We start from the raw sequence: 18,271 nt of genomic DNA, 5'->3' as shown, positions 1-18,271 counted from the left end.
CGAAACCGGTCGTGCCGCACCTGCCGACCGGGTAGCAATGGGTTGTGATCTCACCACCAACTGCCAGCTACCGGCTGCAGCTCCAACCGTCGTTCACGCTTGCGGATGCCGCCGCCGCCGTCCCGTACCTGGCCGGGCTCGGCGTGTCCCATCTGCACCTCTCCCCGCTGCTGGAGGCCACCCCCGGGTCGACCCACGGCTACGACACGGTCGACCACACCCGGATCAGCGGGCAGCTCGGCGGCGAGCGCGCCCTGCGTGCGCTCGCCGCCACCGCCCGCGAGCACGGTCTCAAGCTGATCGCCGACATCGTGCCCAACCACATGGCGGTGCCGGTCCCGGAGTCCCTCAACTCGCCGCTCTGGCACGTGCTGCGGCACGGCCCCCGATCGCCGTACGCCCGCTGGTTCGACATCGACTGGACGGCCCACGACGGCCGGATCCTGCTGCCGGTGCTCGGCGACCGGCTCGGCGCGGTGCTGGACCAGCTGAAGGTCGACGGGGACACCCTGCGCTACTACGACCACGTCTTCCCGCTGCGGCCCGGCACCGAGCACCTGCCGCTGACCGAACTGCTGCGCCGCCAGCACTACCGGCTGGCCTGGTGGAAGCTGGCCGACAGCCAGCTCAACTACCGCCGCTTCTTCACCATCAACACCCTGATCGCGCTGCGGGTCGAGGACCCGGAGGTCTTCCTCGCCACCCACGGGGTGCTGCTGCGGCTGCACGCCGAGGGCGTGATCGACGGCTTCCGGGTGGACCACCCGGACGGCCTGGCCGATCCGCGCGGCTACCTCAACTGCCTGGCCGAGCACAGCGGCGGCGCCTACACCGTGGTGGAGAAGATCCTCAGCGGCCTGGAGCACCTCCCGCCCGACTGGGCCTGCGCGGGGACCACCGGCTATGACGCGCTGCGGCACATCGACGGGGTGCTGACCGACCGCGCGGGCGTCGCCCGGCTCGCCGAGCTCTACGCCCAGTACACCGACGTGCACACCAACGCCGCCGAGGCGGCCCGCTTGGGCCGGGCCGAAATGACGGTGCCGCACGGCGAGTTGGCCGCCGAGATCAACCGGCTGGTGCGGCTCGCCGAGCGGATCGGCGCCGAGGAACCGGAGTTGGCCGACCACATGCCGCTCGCGGTGCGCACCGCGCTGTGCGACCTGTTCACCCACTACACCGTCTACCGGCCCTACCCGTTCCCCGCCGAGCGGACCATAACGGTGCCGGAGACCAGCAAGCAGTTCGTCGAGCTGCTCACCCAGGGCCACCTGGGCTCCAGCCCGACCAAGGACGAGTTCCGCACCCGGTTCGCCCAGACCGCCTCGGCGGTGGCCGCCAAGGGCGTGGAGGACACCGCCTTCTACCGCTTCCACCCGCTGCTCAGTCTGAACGAGGTCGGCGGCGACCCGGCCCACCCCGGCCTGGAGCCGGCCGACTTCCACTGCTGGGCCAAGTGGATGGAGCAGCACTGGCCGCACACCATGACGGTGCTGTCCACCCATGACACCAAGCGCAGCGCCGACGCCCGCTACCGGCTCGCGGTGCTCTCCGAGATGCCCGACCACTGGGTGGCGCAGTGCACCGCCTGGTCCGAGCTGGCCGGCGGCCTCCCGGACCGCAACGCCGAATGGCTGCTCTGGCAGACCCTGGTGGCGGCCTGGCCGATCGAGCCGGACCGGCTGGTCGGCGTGCTGCTGAAGTCGCTGCGGGAGGCCAAGCAGGCCACCAACTGGCGCTCCCCGGACACCGACTACGAGGCGGCCGTCACCGACTACGCCCGCGCCGTCCTGGCCTCGCCCGAACTGTCGTTGCGGATCGGCGAGTTCGTCGAGTTCCTGGAGCCCTTCGCGCAGTCCAACTCGCTTTCGGCGGCGCTGCTGCACCTGACCATGCCGGGGGTGCCGGACCTCTACCAGGGCTCGGAGCTGCCGCTGTACACCCTGGTCGACCCGGACAACCGGGCGCCCGTGGTGTTCGACCGGCCGGAGTCGCAGCTGTCGGAGTTCGCCCGCCGCAAGCTGGCGCTGACCCGGACGGCGCTGCACCTCCCCAGGCCGCTCGGCCCCTACCGACCGCTGGAGGCCGACCCGCACCTGGTGGCGTACCAGCGCGGGTCCAACCTGACGATCGTCGCCCCGCGACTTCCGTACACCCTGGCCCAGCGCGCCACTGCGGTTACGCTCGATCTGCCGGGGCAGTGGCGCGATCTGTTGACGGGCCGTCAGTTCACCGGCGAGGTCACCGCCGCCGCCCTGCTCATCCAGGAGTAACCGTGGAATACCAGGTCTGGGCCCCGTCCGCGGGCCGCGTCGACGTCGAGGTCGACGGCACCGCCCACCCGATGACCCGCGGCGAGGGCGGCTGGTGGCGTGGCGAGGCCCCGGCCGGGCTCGACTACGGCTTCCGCCTCGACGGCGGCCGGGCGCTGCCCGATCCCCGCTCGGCCCGCCAGCCGTACGGCCCCGACGGTCTGAGCCGGCGGGTGGACCACACCGCCCACCGGTGGTCCACCTCCTCGGACTCCTGGCGCGGGCGGCCGCTGGCCGGTTCCGTGCTGTACGAGCTGCACGTGGGCACGTTCACCGAGGAGGGCACCTTCGCGGCGGCGGCGCAGCGGCTCCGGCACCTGGTCGAACTCGGGGTGGACTTCGTCGAGTTGCTGCCGGTCTGTCCGTTCCCGGGGCGTCACGGCTGGGGCTACGACGGGGTCGCGCCATGGGCCGTGCACGAGCCGTACGGCGGGCCCGACGGGCTGAAGCACTTCGTGGACGCGGCCCACGGGCTGGGCCTCGGGGTGGTCCTGGACGTGGTGCACAACCACCTGGGGCCTTCGGGGAACCACCTGCCCGCGTACGGTCCCTACTTCACCGAGCGGCACCAGACGCCCTGGGGATCGGCGGTCAACCTGGACGCGCCGGGCTCGGACGAGGTGCGCGCCTACCTGCGGGAGAGCGCGCTCACCTGGCTGCGCGACTACCGCATCGACGGGCTGCGGCTGGACGCGGTGCACGCGCTGGTGGACGACCGGGCGGTGCACTTCCTGGAGGAGCTTTCGACGGCCGTCGACGCCCTCGCGGCATCGGAGGGGCGGCCGCTCTTCCTGATCGGCGAGTCGGACCTCAACAACCCCCGGCACACCTCGCCCCGACAGGCCGGCGGCTACGGCCTCACCGCGCAGTGGAGCGATGACTTCCACCACGCACTGCATGCGGCGGCGACCGGTGAGTCGCAGGGTTACTACGCCGACTTCGGGCGGGCGCCGATGGCCGCGCTGGCCCGCGTCCTGACCCGCGGGTGGTTCCACGACGGCACGTGGTCGTCGTTCCGTGGCCGGCACCACGGGCGGCCGTTCCCGCAGGCGTACGGGCACCGGCTGCTCGGGTACGCGCAGACCCACGACCAGGTGGGGAACCGGGCGATCGGGGACCGGCTCACCGCGCGGCAGTTGGCGCTGACCGCGCCACTGGTGCTCACCGCTCCGTTCACACCGATGCTGTTCATGGGTGAGGAGTGGGGCGCGAGCACGCCGTGGCAGTACTTCACCGACCACACCGACCCGGGACTGGCGCAGGCCGTCCGGCAGGGGCGGCGGCGGGAGTTCGCCGCCTACGGGTGGACGGCGGAGGAGGTCCCGGATCCGCAGGACCCGGCCACCGTGCGGGCCTCGACCCTGGACTGGAGCGAGACCCGCACCGGGGTCCATGCGGAACTGCTGCAGTGGTACCGGGAGTTGATCCGACTGCGGAAGAGCTCGCCGGAGTTGACCGATCCGGACCTGAGCCGGGTGCGGGTCGACTTCGACGAGGAGGCCGGCCGGCTCACCGTGCACCGGGGGCGGTTCCGGATCGCGGTCAACTTCGGCGAGAAGCCGGCCGACCTGCCGGCGGGCGAGGTGGTGCTCAGCTGGGGCGAGGTGTCCAGGAACTGGTTGGGGCCGCGCTCCTGCGTCATCACTTCGGTCACAGCTTCTCGGTGAACCCGAGGATCCGCTCGCGGATCCCGGCGGTGTCCAGGCCGTAGGCGCGCAGGTGCTCGTCCATGCTGCCGTAGTGGCGGTGCTCGGCCTTCGGCACGCCCAGACCGAGCACCCGGTGCGGCAGGTCGGCAAGCGCCTGGTGGGCCTCGTGGTCGGAGGTGCCGGACAGGTAGGGCTCGACGATGACGACGTCGGTGTGTCCGGTGGCGCGCAGGGCCGGTGCGTCGAACGGGCGGACGGTGGTGGCGTAGAGCACGGTGACGTCCAGGTCGGCGGTCGCGGCGAGGACGGCGTCCAGCATCGGGCCGACGGCGATGACGGTGGCCTTCGCGCCCTCGCGCACGGTCAGGAAGCGGCCGGGGACGGCGTGGTGCGGGTCCTGGTTGCTGTGGTTCGACAGGCGCACGTAGACGTTGCGGTCGCCGTCGGCCACGGCGTGGCGCAGCAGGGCTTCGGCCTCGTCGGGGTGGCCGGGAACGTGGACCGTCCAGTCGGGGAGGGTGTCGAGGAGGGCGACGTCGCCGGGTGACATGTGGGTGCGGCCGCCGGCGGGCCAGTCGTAGGAGCCCAAGGCGCTGACCAGCACCGCGCCCACGCCCTGGTGGGTGAGGTCCAACTTGATCTGCTCGAAGGGCCGTTCGACCAGGAAGCTGGCGAAGGTGTGGGCGATCGGGCGCATTCCGGTGAGCGCCAGGCCGCCGGCCACCCCGATCAGCAGCTGCTCGCGGATGCCGACGTTGAGCACCCGGTCGGGGTGGGCGTCGGCGGCCCGCGTGAAGGAGGCGGCGCTGATGTCGGCCAGCACCAGGGCGGTGCGGGGGTCCTCGTCCAGCAGTTCGGTGGTGACGGAGATGAAGCGCTCGCGCATGGTGTCCATCGGGTTGCCTGCTCCTCTTGGCTAGTTCTTGGGCTCGACCTGGGCGATGACGGCGTGCGGCCGCCCTGCGTGCGGGGTGGTGTAAGCGGCGTGGAGCGCCTCGTGGTCATGGCCGTCGACGGTTGCCGTCGACCAGCCGTGCGCCGCGAACCGGGCCGCGATGCCGCCCGACCAGCCGTGGCTGGCCGAGGAGTTGTCGATGACGATGGTGTGCAACCGGTCCAGGCCGAGCGCACCGGCGTAGGCGAGCGCCTCGTGGTTGGAGCCCTCGTCGAACTCGGCGTCACCGATCAGCGTCCACACGGCGGCGTGGTTGCCCTGGGCCCGCAGGCCCAGCGCGGTGCCGACGGCGAGCGGCAGCCCGTGGCCGAGCGAGCCGGACCCGATCTCGGCGGCCGGGATCAGCACCCGGTCCGGGTGGTGGCCGAGCGGCGAGTCATAGCCGCCGAAGCCGTCGAGCCACTCCTCGGGCAGCAGTCCCTTGGCGGCGAGCACGGCGTAGTAGGCCATCGGGCCGTGGCCCTTGGAGAGGAGGAAGCGGTCGCGGCCGGGGTCACCGGGGGCGCCGCGCAGCACCCGGTCGTAGAGCACCCAGAGCGCGTCCAGGGTGGAGGTGGCCGCCGGGCCGTGCTTCTCGGCGCCGGTCATGCGCGCCATCAGGCGGGGCAGATCCGCGTAGGTCGTTGTCATGACTGCAACTCTGCTATCTCAAGTCGACTTGAGGTCAAGCAGTAGGATCACGCCCATGACCGTCCCGCCTCGCGACCGCCTCACCATCGGCGAGCTCGCCGCCCGCAGCGGCATCGCCCACTCCGCCCTGCGCTACTACGAGGAGCTCGGCCTGATCCACGCCGAACGCACGGCGGGTGGACGACGGCACTACGCCCGGCAGACACTCAGGCGGCTCGCCTTCATCAAGGCCGCCCAGACGGTGGGACTTTCGCTGGAGGAGGCCCGCGACGCCATGGCCGGCCTCCCGGTGGACCGCTCCCCCACCCTGGCCGAGTGGCGCCCGGTGGCGACCGCCTGGCAGGCCCGCATCGACGAGCAGATCGCCGACCTGCAGCAGCTCCGGAACCACCTCACGGGCTGCGTCGGCTGCGGCTGCCTGTCGCTGGGGCGGTGCGCGCTCTACAACCCGCACGACGTGCAGGGGAAGGAAGGGCCAGGCGCACGGCGGCTACTGCCGAAGCGGGACAGGGTCAGCTGACACAACCGACCTTCGCCCACACCCGCTTGCCGCCCGCCTTCCGCGACTCGAACCCCCACTCCACGGCCAGCACCTCCACCAGGAGCAACCCCCTCCCCGACTCCTGATCGCCATCCGCCTGACAGGGAACCGGCTTGGCCTCGCTCTCATCCTCGACGGCGACGTGGAGGAACTCCCGGTCCACCCTGAACACGTACCGGATCCGCTGCCCGGCCTGCGTGCCGTGCTCCAGCGCATTGGTCACCAACTCGCTCACCAGCAGCTCCCCGTCCTCGATGAACCGCCCACCCCCGTCCACCCGCCCCAGCAACTCCCGCAACGCCCGGCGCGCGAGCAACGGAGCACGCCCGCCGCACGGGAGCCACCCCTCCACGGCCGCCAGGTTGCCAGTGGACCGGTTCAGCGTTTCGGACATGGTGGTGCTCCCTAACGGTTGTGCAGGTGAAGGGATTTGAGCGCGAAGCGCGACTATTGGGTATGGGCAAAGGAATGCCCGACGCGACGGATCGCCGCCATTACGGAGACGATCCGACCGACTACCCTTTGCAGTCTGCTCCTGCATGGTGCAGTATGCAAGCGAAACGACTGCAACGATGCAACTTGCCTGCCCGCTCCGCCGCCGGACAACGGGCAGACTGGCCTTCAGCAAAGGAGGATCGTGTGCCGGAAGAATCAAGGCCCACAGTCCGAAGCCGCCGCCTCGGAGCGGAACTTCGGCGCATGCGCGAAGCGGTGAAGAAGTCAACCGATGACGCCGCTGACGCGCTCAAGTGTTCCCGTGCCAAGATCAGCCGGATCGAAACCGGGGCCTCCGGCATCCGCCGGCTGGATCTCGGCGTACTGCTCGACCTGTACGGGATCTCGAACCAGCAAACCCGTGACAGCCTCGAAGAATTGGCCCGCGAGAGCAAGAAGCGCGGGTGGTGGCACGACTACGGGGATACGATCCCGCCCATCTACGCGGACTACTTGGATCTCGAGCGGGACGCCCGGTACATCCGGACCTGGCAGCCAGTGGTCGTTCCAGGGCTGCTACAAACCGAGGACTACGCCCGTGCCCTACTCGAAGCCAACCCCGCCGCTGTACGGCCCGAGCGGATCGACCAACTCGTCAAGATCCGCATGGAACGGAAGGAGGTACTCCGGGCCGACAATCCGGCTCGCTTCTGGGCGATCATCTGGGAACCAGCCCTCCGCTGCCCAGTGGGCAGCAGCGAAGTGCTTCGAGCCCAGCTCGACCACCTTGTGCAGGCGGCGCAACAGCCGAGCGTCACACTGCAAGTCATGCCACTCAGCGGCGGCGCAACTGCTGGTGCGTGCGGTGGGTTCGTGATGATCGGCTTCACCGACTCGGCCCTGCCCGGCGCAGTCTTCGTGGAGAACCTGACCAGTAGTCACTACCTCGAGGAGCCAGCAGAGCTCGACGGCTACAGCCTTGTCTTCGACTACCTTCGTTCCTCGGCCCTCGATCCGGCGCAGTCGCTCGATATGATCGCCGCTATCGCGGCAGAAGTTTGAGAAGTCGAACAGACACGAGGTGTCCACGCATGACTGCTCCGGAGATCGACACTCGCGGCTGGTACAAGAGCAGCTACAGCGCCCAGGCCAACGAGTGCGTCGAGTCGAGACTCACCGCCTCCGGCGGCATGGCCATCCGAGACTCCAAGGACCCCCAAGGCCCCGCCCTCGTCTTCCCCGCCGGCTCCTGGCAGGCCTTCGTCTCCACCCTCCGGACTCCCGACGTCCTCTGACGGGGCGTGCCATACCGGCAGACCCCGCGCCTCCATCGTTGAGTGGTAGTGGGGCCACCCCAGTCGCGACGGGGGGTTAACCCCCTTCGGGAGTCGGGTGCTGCCCCCGTTCTCCGCTTGCGCCCGAACCAGCAGGCTCGTCGTCATGAGTACCGAGTCCATGAGCGCAGGATCCGCGACGATGCCGGACGCCACCGAACCGCGCTGGAACAATCCGCAACCGGCCTCCGGCGGCAGCGACTTCGCCCAGCTGAGCCGCCGGATGGCCGCCGAGGGGCTGCTCGATCGGCGGCCGGTCTACTACACCGTGCGCTGCGGCCTGGTGCTGGCCGCGTTCGGCGGCGGCTGGTGGGCGCTGTTCGCGCTCGGCGACACCTGGCTGCAACTGCTCGTCGCCGCGGGGATGGCCCTCGTCTTCGCCCAGATCGGCTTGCTGTCCCATGACTTGGCGCACCGGCAGGTGTTCGAACGGCACCGCCACAGCGAGATCGGCGGCCGCCTCGCCGCCAACCTGCTGATGGGGATGAGCTACGGCTGGTGGATGAGCAAGCACACCCGCCACCACGCCAATCCCAACCACGAGGAGCGCGACCCGGATGTCTCGCCCGACATCGTGGTCTGGTCCAGGCGGCAGGCGAGCCGGGCGAGCGGGCTCGCCAGGTTCGTGGGAAGGCGGCAGGCGTACCTCTTCTTCCCGTTGCTGCTGCTGGAGGGGCTCAACCTCAGCTACAACAGCTTCCGTGCCCTCCGCAGCCCTTCGATGAAGCGCCCGTACCTCGAAGGCACCCTGCTGGTTGCGCACTTCGCGGCCTACTTCGGGTTGGTCTTCGCCGCTCTCCCGCCGGGCAAGGCGCTCGCCTTCATCGGCGTCCACCAGGCGCTGCTGGGGCTGCACCTCGGCTGCGTCTTCGCTCCCAACCACAAGGGCATGCTGATGGTGACGCCGGAGATGAAGCTCGACTTCCTCCGCCGCCAGGTGCTGACCTCCCGCAACGTGCGCGGCGGCGCTCTCACCGGCGTCCTCGTCGACACCTTCATGGGCGGGCTCAACTACCAGATCGAGCACCACCTCTTCCCCAACATGCCGACCCCCGCGCTCCGCCGTGCGGCGCAGCTCACCAAGGATTTCTGCGCGGAGAAGGACATCCCCTACTACGAGACCGGCCTCGTCCGCTCCTACCGCGAGATCCTCACCCACCTGCACCGCACCGGTGAGCCGATCCGCGCCGCCGGCTGACGGCCGCCGGTGGGAAACGGGTCGCGGCAACGCGGAAGGTCCCTTACTGTCACCCCCCATGACGCTGCTCTCCGTCAACGTCGGCAGGCCCCGACCCAATCCGTGGAAGAGCTCCAGCACGACCGGCATCGACAAGCGGCCCGTGCAGGGCCCGGTCGCCGTCCGCGCACCCGGCCCCAAGGGCGCCGGGGAGGTCGGCCTCGCCGGGGACCGGGCGTACGACGTCAGGAACCACGGCGGCGCCGACCAGGCCGTCTACGCCTACGCCCGCGAAGAACTCGACTCCTGGGAGGCGGAGTTGGAAAGGCCGCTGCCGAACGGCGTTTTCGGTGAGAACCTGACCACCCTGGGCGTGGACGTCAACGGCGCCCTGATCGGGGAGCGTTGGCGGATCGGGCCGGACGTCGCCCTGGAGGTGTCCTGCCCACGGATCCCGTGCGCGACGTTCCAGGGCTGGCTCGGCCGGGACGGCTGGCTCAGGCGGTTCACCGAAGCCGCCCGCCCGGGGGCGTACTTGCGGGTGATCCACCCCGGCGAGATCCACGCCGCCGACCAGATCGAGATCGTCCACCGCCCCGGCCACGACGTGACGGTCGAACTCGTGTTCCGCGCCCTGACCCTGGAGCCGGAGCTGCTGCCGCGCCTCCTGGTCGCCGAGGCACTCCCGCTGGAGGCGAAGGAGTTGGCCGCCAGGCGCTCGGCCGACGGCGAAGCGCCCGCGTGACCGGGCCACCGCCGACGGCCGGCAGCCGCAGCACGGGACGCCCAACGGACGGCGGCCACCTGCACACCTTCTCCATCGGCGCCACCGGTGCATCGATTCCGCCGTCACCCACTGTGCCCGGCGGAGCGCCTGACCCACCGACGCTCCTCACCCATCCGTGTCCGTGTCAGTTCGCAGTGTTACCGTCATACCCGGTCGCCGGGGCCTGACGGCGACGCGAACCCCACGGGAGGAACAGGTGATCGAGCAAGCCATGACGGCAGCCGGTGCGATAGCCCCGGACACCCCGGTCTACGTCCCCGCCCATCCGCGCTACCCGGCCGACCCGCAGGTCGCACCGCAGATCGGCTTCGAGCTGCTGCAGAGCTCGCTCGGCGGGCCGGTGCCGGTCGCCTTCACCAGCACCGAGAAGCTGGTGGCGGCACTGGGCGAGGCGCAGCCGTGGATCGCGGTGCCCGCCCGCTCGTTCGTGCAGCTGATGCGCGGCGCCGGCTATGCACCGGTCTACCTGGACCCCGAGCTGCCGCCCGGCACCCGCACCTGGAGCCCGCAGGACCTCGACCAGTACGCCACGGCCGCCGGGGTGGTGGCGCGATGAGCGGTCAGTTCGAGCTGGTGCTGGGCGACCTGCAGTCGATGGCCACCACGTTCCACACCGAGGCCCAGACCTACGCCAACCTCAAGACGAGCGTCGCACCGCCGATCGCCGCCTCCGGCGACGGCGGCCTGGACAACGCGATCACCTCGATGATGGAGGCGATCGCCGGCCTGCACGCCAAGCTGGCCGGGGTGATCGAGGCCAACGGCGACAAGCTGAAGACCACCCACGACTCCTACCAGCGCAACGACGTCGATGTGCACGGCGTGTTCGAGGACTTGATGTGACAGCCACGGAGCGGCCGTACGGCGACGGACCGTGGGCGCCGACGGGGGAGGCACGGGCGATGGGGAGCAGGGCATGACGGACAGCTGGGTCGGCGGCGACATCGGTGGGCTGCTGAACATGGGCAGCACCTTGACGGGCGCCAAGAAGGACTTGGACGCGGTGGTCCAACCGCTGAACTCCAAGGTCGACTCGCTGGTGACGGACGCGGGCTGGAGTGGCAGCGCGGCCGACAACTTCCGCTCGTCCTGGAGCACTTCCTCGATGGCGGCGGGCGGCTTCGCGGAGCTGGTGGAGGCAGTCGGCAAGGTCCTCACCGACCTCGGGAACCGGCTGTCCGCCGCCAACACCGTGCTGCAGAACGCGGCCGACGTGGCCACCCGCAAGGGCGTACCCGTCGGCCCGAACGGTGTGCCGGGGCAGCTGGCCACCAACGACCCGCCCAGCGCGGCCGAGCAGACCGCGATCGGCAACCTGCACGACTACGCCACCTTCTACAACGAGTCGATGACCACTGCCCAACAGGCGCGGATCGACGCGCTGAAGGCACTGGACGACCTCTACGCGAGCATCGACCCGAGCAAGCCGATGGGCACCGGCGACAAGATCGTGGTCGCCGACTACCTGCGCGCGCTCTGGACCGCCAAAACCGATGAGGAGCGTTCGCTTGGCTTGGATGCCGCGAAGAAGCTCCCGGATGCGCAAGCCAAGCACGAAGCCGCACTCAACTCCCTGGCGGACGAAGAGGCGAAGCTGAAGACCGCCAAGCAGAACCTGCCCAAGCTCTTCCAGCTGCGCGGCGAGTGGCAGAAGGCCGCTGACGAGCTGACCGGCCTGGAGAGCGAGATATCCAAGGCGGAGAGCGGCAGCCCGTTCCTACCCTACGACAGGCAGCTCAACTACAAGCTGGCCGATGCCGCCAAGGGCGTTGAACTGGTCGACGGCGCACCGAAGTTCCTCAGGGAAATCCCGGTGGTGGACATCGCCGCCACGGTCGCCGGCGGGGCATTGGAGGCCAACACCGACCACCAGGAAGGCTGGTCTTGGGGCCACTCGCTGCTGGTGGACGTCGGCGGTGGACTGGTGGGGCTCGGTGCCGGGGCCGTCGCCGCCGGGGTCGCTGTCGCCGCGCTGCCAGTGGAGGGTGCGGTGTCAGTGGCCGCGATCGGCGGCATCGTCATCGTGGGTGTAGGAACCTTCACGGACAAGGTGTTCCACGAGCATTGGAGCGAGGACATCCACAATCACGGCGTGGCGGGAGGGATCTGGGACGGCACCGTCCACTCCGTTACTCAGACGGGCAAGGCAATCGGGGGCATGGTGTCGGGAGCGGCGAAGGGAGTCTGGCATGGGATCAGCAGCCTCTTCTGAGCCGGTCGAGGCCCTCCCCCTCCTCGGCCGCAGCTGGTACCGCAGGGGCGCCGGCTACTGGCTACGTCGGGTCTGCTTGGCACTGATCCAGCTCGCGGTGGTTGCCTATATGGCCGGTCTGGGCAGCTACCTGTTCGTCCATCTCAGCACGGGCTGGGGGCGATGGCGGCCGGTGGCCACAGTCATCCTGGTGGGTGCCACCGCGGCCGCTATCGGCCTCGGGGTGCGCGAGTTCCTCCGCCGGGCTGCCTCGCCGCCAACGCCGGAGGATCTACGCCACAAGAGGGCTCGAGGCCTTGGGCTCGCCAGAGCCGGGCAACTGCCGGTGATTCTGCTGGGCTTCGTCGTCCTTCCGGTCATGGCCGGCTACCTGCTGGGCGCCGCACTTCCGGACATCTTCACCGCCCGCACCGTCAACGAGCGCGGTGCCTGGTTGGACCACGAGCGCCGGCAGGCCGCCCAGGCTCGCCGCCGACGGTAGCCGTCGCCCTCGCCGCAGGCCCGCCGCACCCCCGTTGCGGCGGGCCCGGTGCCGTCCAGGCCGGTGCGGGCCCGCACTCGCGCCCCATGTAACTATTTGCAGCAACTTTCGGCAACCGGCTGCACTCCCCCTTGACGCCCACACCGGCACGCGAGAAGGTCTGCTGCGCGGCGGCTGCCCTCCCCAGCAGAGTGGCTCGCCGCACCGGCGAGGGAGCCGGGCGGTCCACGTGCCGTGCGGCTCCCGGTCGGTCGTCGGCGCCGGGTGGGACCTCGGCGCGGCGAACGGCCTGCCGGGCTCCGGGCGGTCCCCCAAACCTGCCCGGGGCACCACCCACCCCCAGGCTCCCCACGGCCTCCTGGCGTGTTCGCGCGACGCTGCGCCGACGCTTCGCGCTGCCCGGCAACCGGTTGCCCGTGGCCGGGGCCGCCAGCCCAGGAGAGACCCCCACATGAAGCGAGCCCGCCGGCGCGGTCGAGCCGCCCTGATGGTGGCCGGCGCCCTGCTCAGCGGCGCCGTACTGCCGCTCACCGCCCCGACCGCCGCCCATGCGACCAGCGCCCCCGACGGCGGCGACGTGATCGCCAACCTCTTCGAGTGGAACTGGCCCTCCGTGGCCAACGAGTGCACCACCGTCCTCGGCCCGAAGGGCTACGGCGCGGTCGAGGTCGCGCCACCCCAGGACTCGATCCGGCTCAACCAGAGCAGCCACCCGTGGTGGGAGGTGTACCAGCCGGTCGGCTACGACCTCAACAGCCGGATGGGCACCGCCACGCAGTTCGCGTCCATGGTGACGGCCTGCCACAACGCCGGCGTCAAGGTGTACGCGGACGCCGTGCTCAACCACATGGCCGGCAACAACAACACCAGCACCGACTCGTACGGCGGCGACACCTTCAACTCCGCCAACGAGAGTTACTCCCAGCCGGGTTACAGCTCCGCCGACTTCCACGCCTACCCGGCGAACTGCCCGAACGCGGACCTGTCGATCAACGACTGGAACAACGTCCAGCAGGTGCAGGAGTGCGACCTGTCCAACCTGGAGGACCTCTACACGGAGAGCAGCCACGTCCGCCAGACCGAGGCCGGCTACCTCAACAGCCTGGTGTCCGTGGGCGTCGACGGCTTCCGGATGGACGCGGCCAAGCACATCGCCCAGGCCGACATGGCGGCGATCCTGGCCCAGGTGCACAACACCACCTGGACCAACAGCCGGCCGTACGTCTACCAGGAGGTCATCCCGGGCAGTTCCGGCTCGCTCGCGCCCGGCGCGTTCGAGTCGAACGGCAGCGTCATCGAGTTCACCTACGCCGACGACCTGAAGGCACAGTTCACCGGCAACATCGCCAACCTGAAGAGCTTCGGCCAGAGTTGGGGCCTGGAGCCGCCCGGCAGCTCGACCTCGATGGTGACCAACCACGACACCGAGCGCAACGGCAGCACCCTCGACTACAAGAGCGGCGCCCCCTACATCCTGGCCAACCTCTTCGAGCTGGCCTGGGGCTACGACGTCCCGCAGGTGTACTCCAGCTTCACCTGGACCAACAGCGACGACTCCCCGCCGGCCGACGCCAACGGGTTCGTCACCAACACCGACTGCTCCAACGGCTGGTTCTGCACCCACCGCAACCAGGGCATCGCCAACATGGTCGGCTGGCACAACGCCACGGCCGGCCAGTCGGTCGGCAACTGGTACGACGACGGCAGCAACCTGATCGCCTTCAGCCGGGGCAACCGGGGCTGGATCGCGATCAACAACGAGAGCAGCGCCAAGACCGTCACCGTGGCGACCGGACTGCCCGCGGGCACGTACTGCGACATCATCCACGGCGACCTGACCCCGGCCACCGGCGCCTGCTCCGGCTCGACCGTCACCGTGGCCGCCAACGGCACCGCCACCGTCACCGTCCCGGCGATGGACGCCGTGGCGCTGTACAGCCCGAAGGCGGTCGCCGGCACGGTGGGCCAGACCTTCAACGTCAACGAGACCACCGCGTTCGGCCAGAACGTCTACCTGGTGGGCTCGATCCCGGCCCTCGGCAGCTGGAACACCAACCAGGCGATCCCGCTCTCCTCGGCCGGCTACCCGGTCTGGAGCGGCACCGTCACGCTGCCGGCCAACACCTACGTCGAGTACAAGTACGTCATCAAGAACCCGGACGGCTCGTGGTCTGGGAACCGGGCGGCAACAAGTACTTCACCACCGGCGGTTCGGGCAGCGCGACGAACAACGACAGCTGGTGACCAGGGCCTGAGCCGGCTCTGGGACAATCTCGACCACGGCCCGTCAAATGGCGGGTCGTGGTCCGTCTTCCCGAGGAACCCGCATGGCCGTCATCCACCAGACCACCATGCAGCCCACCAAGGTGGAGCTGCTCACCGACTGGCTGCCGAAGCAGAGTTGGTACCTCGGCGGCGCCGGCACGCCCGTGCTGGCCAAGGCGGGCGGGTTCCGGCTCGACGACCCGGCGGGCGAGGTCGGCATCGAGTTCGTGGTGGTCGTGGACACCTCGGCCGCCGAACCGGTCGCCTACCTGGTGCCGATGGGCTACCGCGGCGCGCCGCTGGACGGCGTTCCCGAGACGGCACTGGTCGGCACCTCCGAGCACGGCGTGCTCGGCACCCGCTGGCTCTACGACGGCGCGCACGACCCGGTGGTGCGGGAGCAGTTGCGCGCGCTGATGAACGGCGGGGCGGTGCCGCAGGACCAGGACGAGGACGACACACCGGACTTGACGGTCACCGTGCACGGCGCCGTCGGCGACGGGGAGTTCGACGTGCGGCTCAGCCGGGTGCTGCGGGCCGGTGCGGCGCAGGGCGACACCGCGCAGCTGGTCGCCGAGTGGACCTGGCCCGAGGGCAGCACGACCCGGGGCGTGTTCGCGACCGCCGTGCGCTGACCGCGCGGGACGGCCCGGTCGTGGGCGCCCGCGGGCCGTTCCGGCGCGAGGGCGCCCCGGAGGACGGTACCGGACCGGATTCCGATGCTGAGGTGCCGGGACCTCCCTGACGTCCCACCAGTATTCTGTCGCCACGCCGTCGTCAACCCGTGGGGGGAAGCCGTCATGACCGTGGATCAGCGCTGGATGTCCTGGGACGACGACGCCCCGCCGCCCGCCGAGCTCTACCCGGAGATCCCGCACCCGGCCCGGATGTACGACTACTACCTGGGCGGCAAGGACAACTTCCCGGCCGACCGGGAGGCCGCCGAGAAGGTGCTCGCCCTCGGGCCGATGGTGCGGATCAGTGCCCGCGCCAACCGGGCCTTCCTGCAGCGGGCGGTGCGGCAGCTGGCCGGTCTCGGGGTGCGGCGGTTCATCGACATCGGCACCGGGATCCCGACCGCGGGCAACACCCACGAGGTCGCCCAGCAGGTGCACCCGGACGCGCAGGTCGCCTACCTGGACAACGACCCGATCGTGCTGGTGCACAGCCGCGCCCTGCTCTCCTCCCGGGCACCGGGCAGCACCAACGTGGTCCAGGCCGACCTGCGCGACCCGGACGCCATCCTCGCCGACCCGACCGTGCGGCGACTGGTCTCGGACGGCGAGCCGGTCGCCCTGCTGCTCTTCGCGGTGCTGCACTTCATCGACGAGGCCGACGACCCGTACCGCATCGTCCGCACCCTGGTCGACGCCCTGCCACCGGGCAGCTACCTGGCCCTGTCGCACGGCACCGGCGACTTCATCCCCGCGTCCGACACCGGCTGCGGCCCCGCCATCTACCGCAACGCCACCGCCCAACTCACCCTGCGCACCAAGGCCCAGGTCACCCGCTTCTTCGACGGCCTGGAGCTGCTCGACCCGGGCGTGGTCACCGCACCCCTGTGGCACCCGGAGCAGCCGCCGAGCGAGACGGACGCCCAGGTGGGCATCTGGGCGGGCGTGGCCCGGAAGGGATGACCGGGGGGCGCCCGTCCGCGCGCGTGTCGGTGCCGGCCGCTACGGTCCCCGCATGAGCCATGTCGAGGACGCGACCACGCGGATCAGGCCGAAGCAGTTCCACACGACCGACGGACTCGAGGACTGGCGGGTGCTGGGCGAAGGGGCCTGTGCGTACTTCCGCACCGGCTCGTTCGCCGCCGGCAGCCGGCGGCCGCCTGGTGACCGACGCCCACGCGCCGTCCCACTGGGTGCTGGCCGACCCCGAGGGCAATGAAGCCTGCGTCGGCACCGCCGGCCGGCCGGCGTAGCCCGAGGGGCCGACACCCTCGCAGCCGGCTGACCGGGGCTGGGCTACGCTCACGCCCGTGATCGCTCTCACCTCACTCCTCGTCCGCGACTACGACGAGGCCATCGCCTTCTACGTCGACGCCCTCGGCTTCGAGCTGCGCGAGGACTCCCCGCGGGCGGACGGCGGCCGCTGGGTCGTCGTCGCACCCCCGGGAGCGGAGAGCGGGCTGCTGCTGGCGCGGCCGTCGAAGCCCGAGCAGCTGGCGCGGATCGGCGACCAGACCGGCGGCCGGGTCGGCTGGTTCCTGTACACGGACGACTTCACGGCTGCGTACGCCCGGATGCGCGGGGCGGGCGTGCGCTTCCTGGAGGAGCCGCGGCAGGAGGCGTACGGCACGGTGGCCGTGTTCGAGGACGTGTACGGGAACCGGTGGGACCTGCTTCAGCCAGTGGGCTGAGCGCCCGTCAGCTGCTCCCACACCGCCTTGACCCGCTGCTCCAGCTCCGCCAGGGTGCCGTTGTTCTCCACCACCAGGTCGGCGACGGCGAGGCGCTGGTCGCGGGTGGCCTGGGCGGCCATGCGGGAGCGGGCCTCGGCCTCGGACATGCCGCGCAGCCGGACCAGGCGGTCGAGGCGGACGTCGTCGTCGGCGTCGACCACGATGACCTGGTCGAAGAGGGACTGCAGGCCGCTCTCGGCGAGCAGCGGGATGTCGTGCACGACGATCGCGTCGTCGGCGGCGGCCGCCTCGAGTTCGGCGGAGCGGTCCCGGACCAGGGGGTGGACGATGGCGTTCAGGGCCTGGCGGCGCTGCGGGTCGGCGAAGACGACGGCGCCGAGGGCGGGGCGGTCCAGCGAGCCGTCCGCCGCCAGTACCTCGGGGCCGAACTCCTCGACCACGGCGGCGAGTCCGGGGGTGCCGGGGGCCACCACCTCGCGCGCGATCAGGTCGGAGTCCACCAGCACCGCGCCGTGGGAGACCAGTAGCTGGGAGACGGCGCTCTTGCCCGCTCCGATCCCGCCTGTCAGTCCGATCTTCCGCATGACGGCAGCGTACCCGCCCGTGGCAGCCGGTGGGTCCGCCAGGAGGTACCCGGCGGTGCCGCACAGCCTAGAGTGGCCCCCATGAGCAGCCAGACCGACCAGATCGACCCGCAGCAGCTCGCCTTCGACGTGCGCAGCACCATCGGTGAGCTGGCCCGCCGGCTGCGGGACGAGGAGTCCACGCTGCCGCAGCCGCAGGCCGCCGCGCTCGGCCTGCTGGTGCGCGAGGGGCCGCGCACCACCGCCGAGTTGGCCGGGCAGCAGCACGTGCGGCACCAGTCGATGGCACGCACGGTGACCCAGCTGCGCCAGGCCGGCCTGATCCGCCAGGAGCCGCACCCCACCGACGGCCGCAAGCTGGTGCTGCACGCCACCGAGGAGGGCATCGCCGTGCTGCAGGAGCAGCGGCGGCGGCGCGAGGACCGGATGGCTGCCGCGATCGAGAGCGAGATGTCGCGGGAGGAGCAGCTGGTGCTCCGTCAGGCGATGGCCCTGCTGCGCCGCATCTCCCGCCACCCGGGGCCGTGACCGGGCGCTCGGT

At 70.9% G+C, this 18,271-nt stretch carries 20 protein-coding genes and 1 pseudogene; 17 read left to right on the top strand and 4 right to left on the bottom strand.

Features of this window, described 5'->3' with window-relative positions:
- Positions 1–44: 44 nt before the first annotated feature.
- Both treY and treZ read left to right on the top strand, forming a co-directional pair.
- Positions 45–2,273 (top strand): malto-oligosyltrehalose synthase, encoded by a 2,229-nt coding sequence (gene treY / locus LN042_RS18345; protein ID WP_230052325.1) that lies wholly within the window; start codon positions 45–47, stop codon positions 2,271–2,273.
- Between the two features lie 2 nt (positions 2,274–2,275).
- Positions 2,276–3,979, top strand: a complete 1,704-nt coding sequence (treZ, locus tag LN042_RS18340; protein ID WP_230052324.1) for a malto-oligosyltrehalose trehalohydrolase — start codon at positions 2,276–2,278, stop codon at positions 3,977–3,979.
- Here the strand turns inward: treZ and LN042_RS18335 are convergent.
- Together LN042_RS18335 and LN042_RS18330 are read right to left on the bottom strand one after the other, a co-directional pair.
- Positions 3,963–4,856 (bottom strand): transketolase family protein, encoded by an 894-nt coding sequence (locus LN042_RS18335; RefSeq protein WP_230052323.1) that lies wholly within the window; start codon positions 4,854–4,856, stop codon positions 3,963–3,965. The genes treZ and LN042_RS18335 overlap by 17 nt on opposite strands.
- Positions 4,857–4,877: 21 nt before the next feature.
- Complete coding sequence (locus LN042_RS18330) at positions 4,878–5,546, bottom strand: thiamine pyrophosphate-binding protein (protein WP_230052322.1); 669 nt, start codon at positions 5,544–5,546, stop codon at positions 4,878–4,880.
- Between the two features lie 55 nt (positions 5,547–5,601).
- Here LN042_RS18330 and soxR point away from each other — a divergent pair, with 55 nt between their 5' ends.
- Positions 5,602–6,066 carry a redox-sensitive transcriptional activator SoxR gene (gene soxR, locus LN042_RS18325; protein WP_230052321.1) on the top strand — a complete coding sequence of 155 codons (465 nt, stop codon included), beginning with the start codon at positions 5,602–5,604 and terminating at the stop codon, positions 6,064–6,066.
- Here the strand turns inward: soxR and LN042_RS18320 are convergent.
- A complete protein-coding gene (locus tag LN042_RS18320; RefSeq protein ID WP_230052320.1) occupies positions 6,059–6,481 on the bottom strand; it encodes an ATP-binding protein in 423 nt (140 codons plus the stop codon). The two genes, soxR and LN042_RS18320, sit on opposite strands and share 8 nt — an antisense overlap.
- 62 nt (positions 6,482–6,543) lie before the next feature.
- On the opposite strand from LN042_RS18320, the gene LN042_RS18315 reads away from it, so the two are divergent.
- From LN042_RS18315 to LN042_RS18255, 13 genes and pseudogenes are all read left to right on the top strand, one after another.
- On the top strand, positions 6,544–7,584 hold the full coding sequence (locus tag LN042_RS18315) for a helix-turn-helix domain-containing protein (RefSeq protein ID WP_308191824.1): 1,041 nt from the start codon (positions 6,544–6,546) through the stop codon (positions 7,582–7,584).
- Positions 7,585–7,613: 29 nt separating this feature from the next.
- Positions 7,614–7,817, top strand: coding sequence for a DUF397 domain-containing protein (locus LN042_RS18310; RefSeq protein ID WP_230052318.1), 204 nt, complete (start codon positions 7,614–7,616; stop codon positions 7,815–7,817).
- A gap of 181 nt (positions 7,818–7,998) precedes the next feature.
- Entirely contained in the window at positions 7,999–9,054 is a 1,056-nt protein-coding gene (locus tag LN042_RS18305) for a fatty acid desaturase family protein (protein ID WP_230052356.1), read from the top strand.
- 58 nt (positions 9,055–9,112) lie between these two features.
- The gene (locus tag LN042_RS18300) at positions 9,113–9,778 is read left to right on the top strand and encodes an MOSC domain-containing protein (protein ID WP_230052317.1); all 666 of its coding nucleotides are present in this window, start codon (positions 9,113–9,115) and stop codon (positions 9,776–9,778) included.
- A gap of 238 nt (positions 9,779–10,016) precedes the next feature.
- Positions 10,017–10,376 (top strand): SAV_915 family protein, encoded by a 360-nt coding sequence (locus LN042_RS18295; RefSeq protein ID WP_230052316.1) that lies wholly within the window; start codon positions 10,017–10,019, stop codon positions 10,374–10,376.
- On the top strand, positions 10,373–10,663 hold the full coding sequence (locus tag LN042_RS18290) for a DUF6317 family protein (RefSeq protein ID WP_230052315.1): 291 nt from the start codon (positions 10,373–10,375) through the stop codon (positions 10,661–10,663). The genes LN042_RS18295 and LN042_RS18290 overlap by 4 nt, the downstream gene beginning before the upstream one ends.
- A 73-nt stretch (positions 10,664–10,736) precedes the next feature.
- Positions 10,737–12,032, top strand: a complete 1,296-nt coding sequence (locus LN042_RS18285) for a WXG100 family type VII secretion target (RefSeq protein WP_230052314.1) — start codon at positions 10,737–10,739, stop codon at positions 12,030–12,032.
- Positions 12,033–12,108: 76 nt separating this feature from the next.
- Positions 12,109–12,513, top strand: coding sequence for a hypothetical protein (locus tag LN042_RS18280; protein WP_230052313.1), 405 nt, complete (start codon positions 12,109–12,111; stop codon positions 12,511–12,513).
- 451 nt (positions 12,514–12,964) lie between these two features.
- Positions 12,965–14,620, top strand: a pseudogene (locus LN042_RS18275) (alpha amylase C-terminal domain-containing protein); the annotation flags it as partial.
- A gap of 220 nt (positions 14,621–14,840) precedes the next feature.
- Positions 14,841–15,413, top strand: a complete 573-nt coding sequence (locus tag LN042_RS18270) for a maltokinase N-terminal cap-like domain-containing protein (RefSeq protein ID WP_230052355.1) — start codon at positions 14,841–14,843, stop codon at positions 15,411–15,413.
- A gap of 186 nt (positions 15,414–15,599) precedes the next feature.
- The gene (locus LN042_RS18265; protein WP_230052354.1) at positions 15,600–16,415 is read left to right on the top strand and encodes an SAM-dependent methyltransferase; all 816 of its coding nucleotides are present in this window, start codon (positions 15,600–15,602) and stop codon (positions 16,413–16,415) included.
- 59 nt (positions 16,416–16,474) lie between these two features.
- Entirely contained in the window at positions 16,475–16,705 is a 231-nt protein-coding gene (locus tag LN042_RS18260) for a VOC family protein (RefSeq protein WP_230052312.1), read from the top strand.
- 57 nt (positions 16,706–16,762) lie between these two features.
- On the top strand, positions 16,763–17,143 hold the full coding sequence (locus LN042_RS18255) for a VOC family protein (protein WP_230052311.1): 381 nt from the start codon (positions 16,763–16,765) through the stop codon (positions 17,141–17,143).
- Here the strand turns inward: LN042_RS18255 and coaE are convergent.
- Entirely contained in the window at positions 17,128–17,730 is a 603-nt protein-coding gene (gene coaE / locus LN042_RS18250; protein WP_230052353.1) for a dephospho-CoA kinase, read from the bottom strand. The genes LN042_RS18255 and coaE overlap by 16 nt on opposite strands.
- An 81-nt stretch (positions 17,731–17,811) precedes the next feature.
- On the opposite strand from coaE, the gene LN042_RS37320 reads away from it, so the two are divergent.
- Entirely contained in the window at positions 17,812–18,258 is a 447-nt protein-coding gene (locus LN042_RS37320; RefSeq protein WP_283843800.1) for a MarR family winged helix-turn-helix transcriptional regulator, read from the top strand.
- Positions 18,259–18,271: the final 13 nt, after the last annotated feature.

Origin of the sequence: Kitasatospora humi (assembly GCF_020907985.1) — a bacterium.
In the GTDB taxonomy this organism is placed as follows: Bacteria; Actinomycetota; Actinomycetes; order Streptomycetales; family Streptomycetaceae; genus Kitasatospora; species Kitasatospora humi.
The sequence above is the reverse complement of the archived record's forward strand: the minus strand, read 5'-3'. Positions and strand labels throughout refer to the sequence as shown.

Bases quoted from the DNA above. Each gene is read 5' to 3' on its own strand.
- LN042_RS18285 (WP_230052314.1), top strand. From the start codon at position 10,737: ATGACGGACAGCTGGGTCGGCGGCGACATCGGTGGGCTGCTGAACATG.
- LN042_RS18260 (WP_230052312.1), top strand. From the start codon at position 16,475: ATGTCGAGGACGCGACCACGCGGATCAGGCCGAAGCAGTTCCACACGA.
- LN042_RS37320 (WP_283843800.1), top strand. From the start codon at position 17,812: ATGAGCAGCCAGACCGACCAGATCGACCCGCAGCAGCTCGCCTTCGAC.
- LN042_RS18330 (WP_230052322.1), bottom strand. From the start codon at position 5,546: ATGACAACGACCTACGCGGATCTGCCCCGCCTGATGGCGCGCATGACC.
- soxR (WP_230052321.1), top strand. From the start codon at position 5,602: ATGACCGTCCCGCCTCGCGACCGCCTCACCATCGGCGAGCTCGCCGCC.
- LN042_RS18310 (WP_230052318.1), top strand. From the start codon at position 7,614: ATGACTGCTCCGGAGATCGACACTCGCGGCTGGTACAAGAGCAGCTAC.
- LN042_RS18335 (WP_230052323.1), bottom strand. From the start codon at position 4,856: ATGGACACCATGCGCGAGCGCTTCATCTCCGTCACCACCGAACTGCTG.
- LN042_RS18305 (WP_230052356.1), top strand. From the start codon at position 7,999: ATGCCGGACGCCACCGAACCGCGCTGGAACAATCCGCAACCGGCCTCC.
- coaE (WP_230052353.1), bottom strand. From the start codon at position 17,730: ATGCGGAAGATCGGACTGACAGGCGGGATCGGAGCGGGCAAGAGCGCC.
- LN042_RS18265 (WP_230052354.1), top strand. From the start codon at position 15,600: ATGTCCTGGGACGACGACGCCCCGCCGCCCGCCGAGCTCTACCCGGAG.
- LN042_RS18290 (WP_230052315.1), top strand. From the start codon at position 10,373: ATGAGCGGTCAGTTCGAGCTGGTGCTGGGCGACCTGCAGTCGATGGCC.
- LN042_RS18270 (WP_230052355.1), top strand. From the start codon at position 14,841: ATGGCCGTCATCCACCAGACCACCATGCAGCCCACCAAGGTGGAGCTG.
- LN042_RS18300 (WP_230052317.1), top strand. From the start codon at position 9,113: ATGACGCTGCTCTCCGTCAACGTCGGCAGGCCCCGACCCAATCCGTGG.
- LN042_RS18315 (WP_308191824.1), top strand. From the start codon at position 6,544: ATGGGCAAAGGAATGCCCGACGCGACGGATCGCCGCCATTACGGAGAC.
- LN042_RS18320 (WP_230052320.1), bottom strand. From the start codon at position 6,481: ATGTCCGAAACGCTGAACCGGTCCACTGGCAACCTGGCGGCCGTGGAG.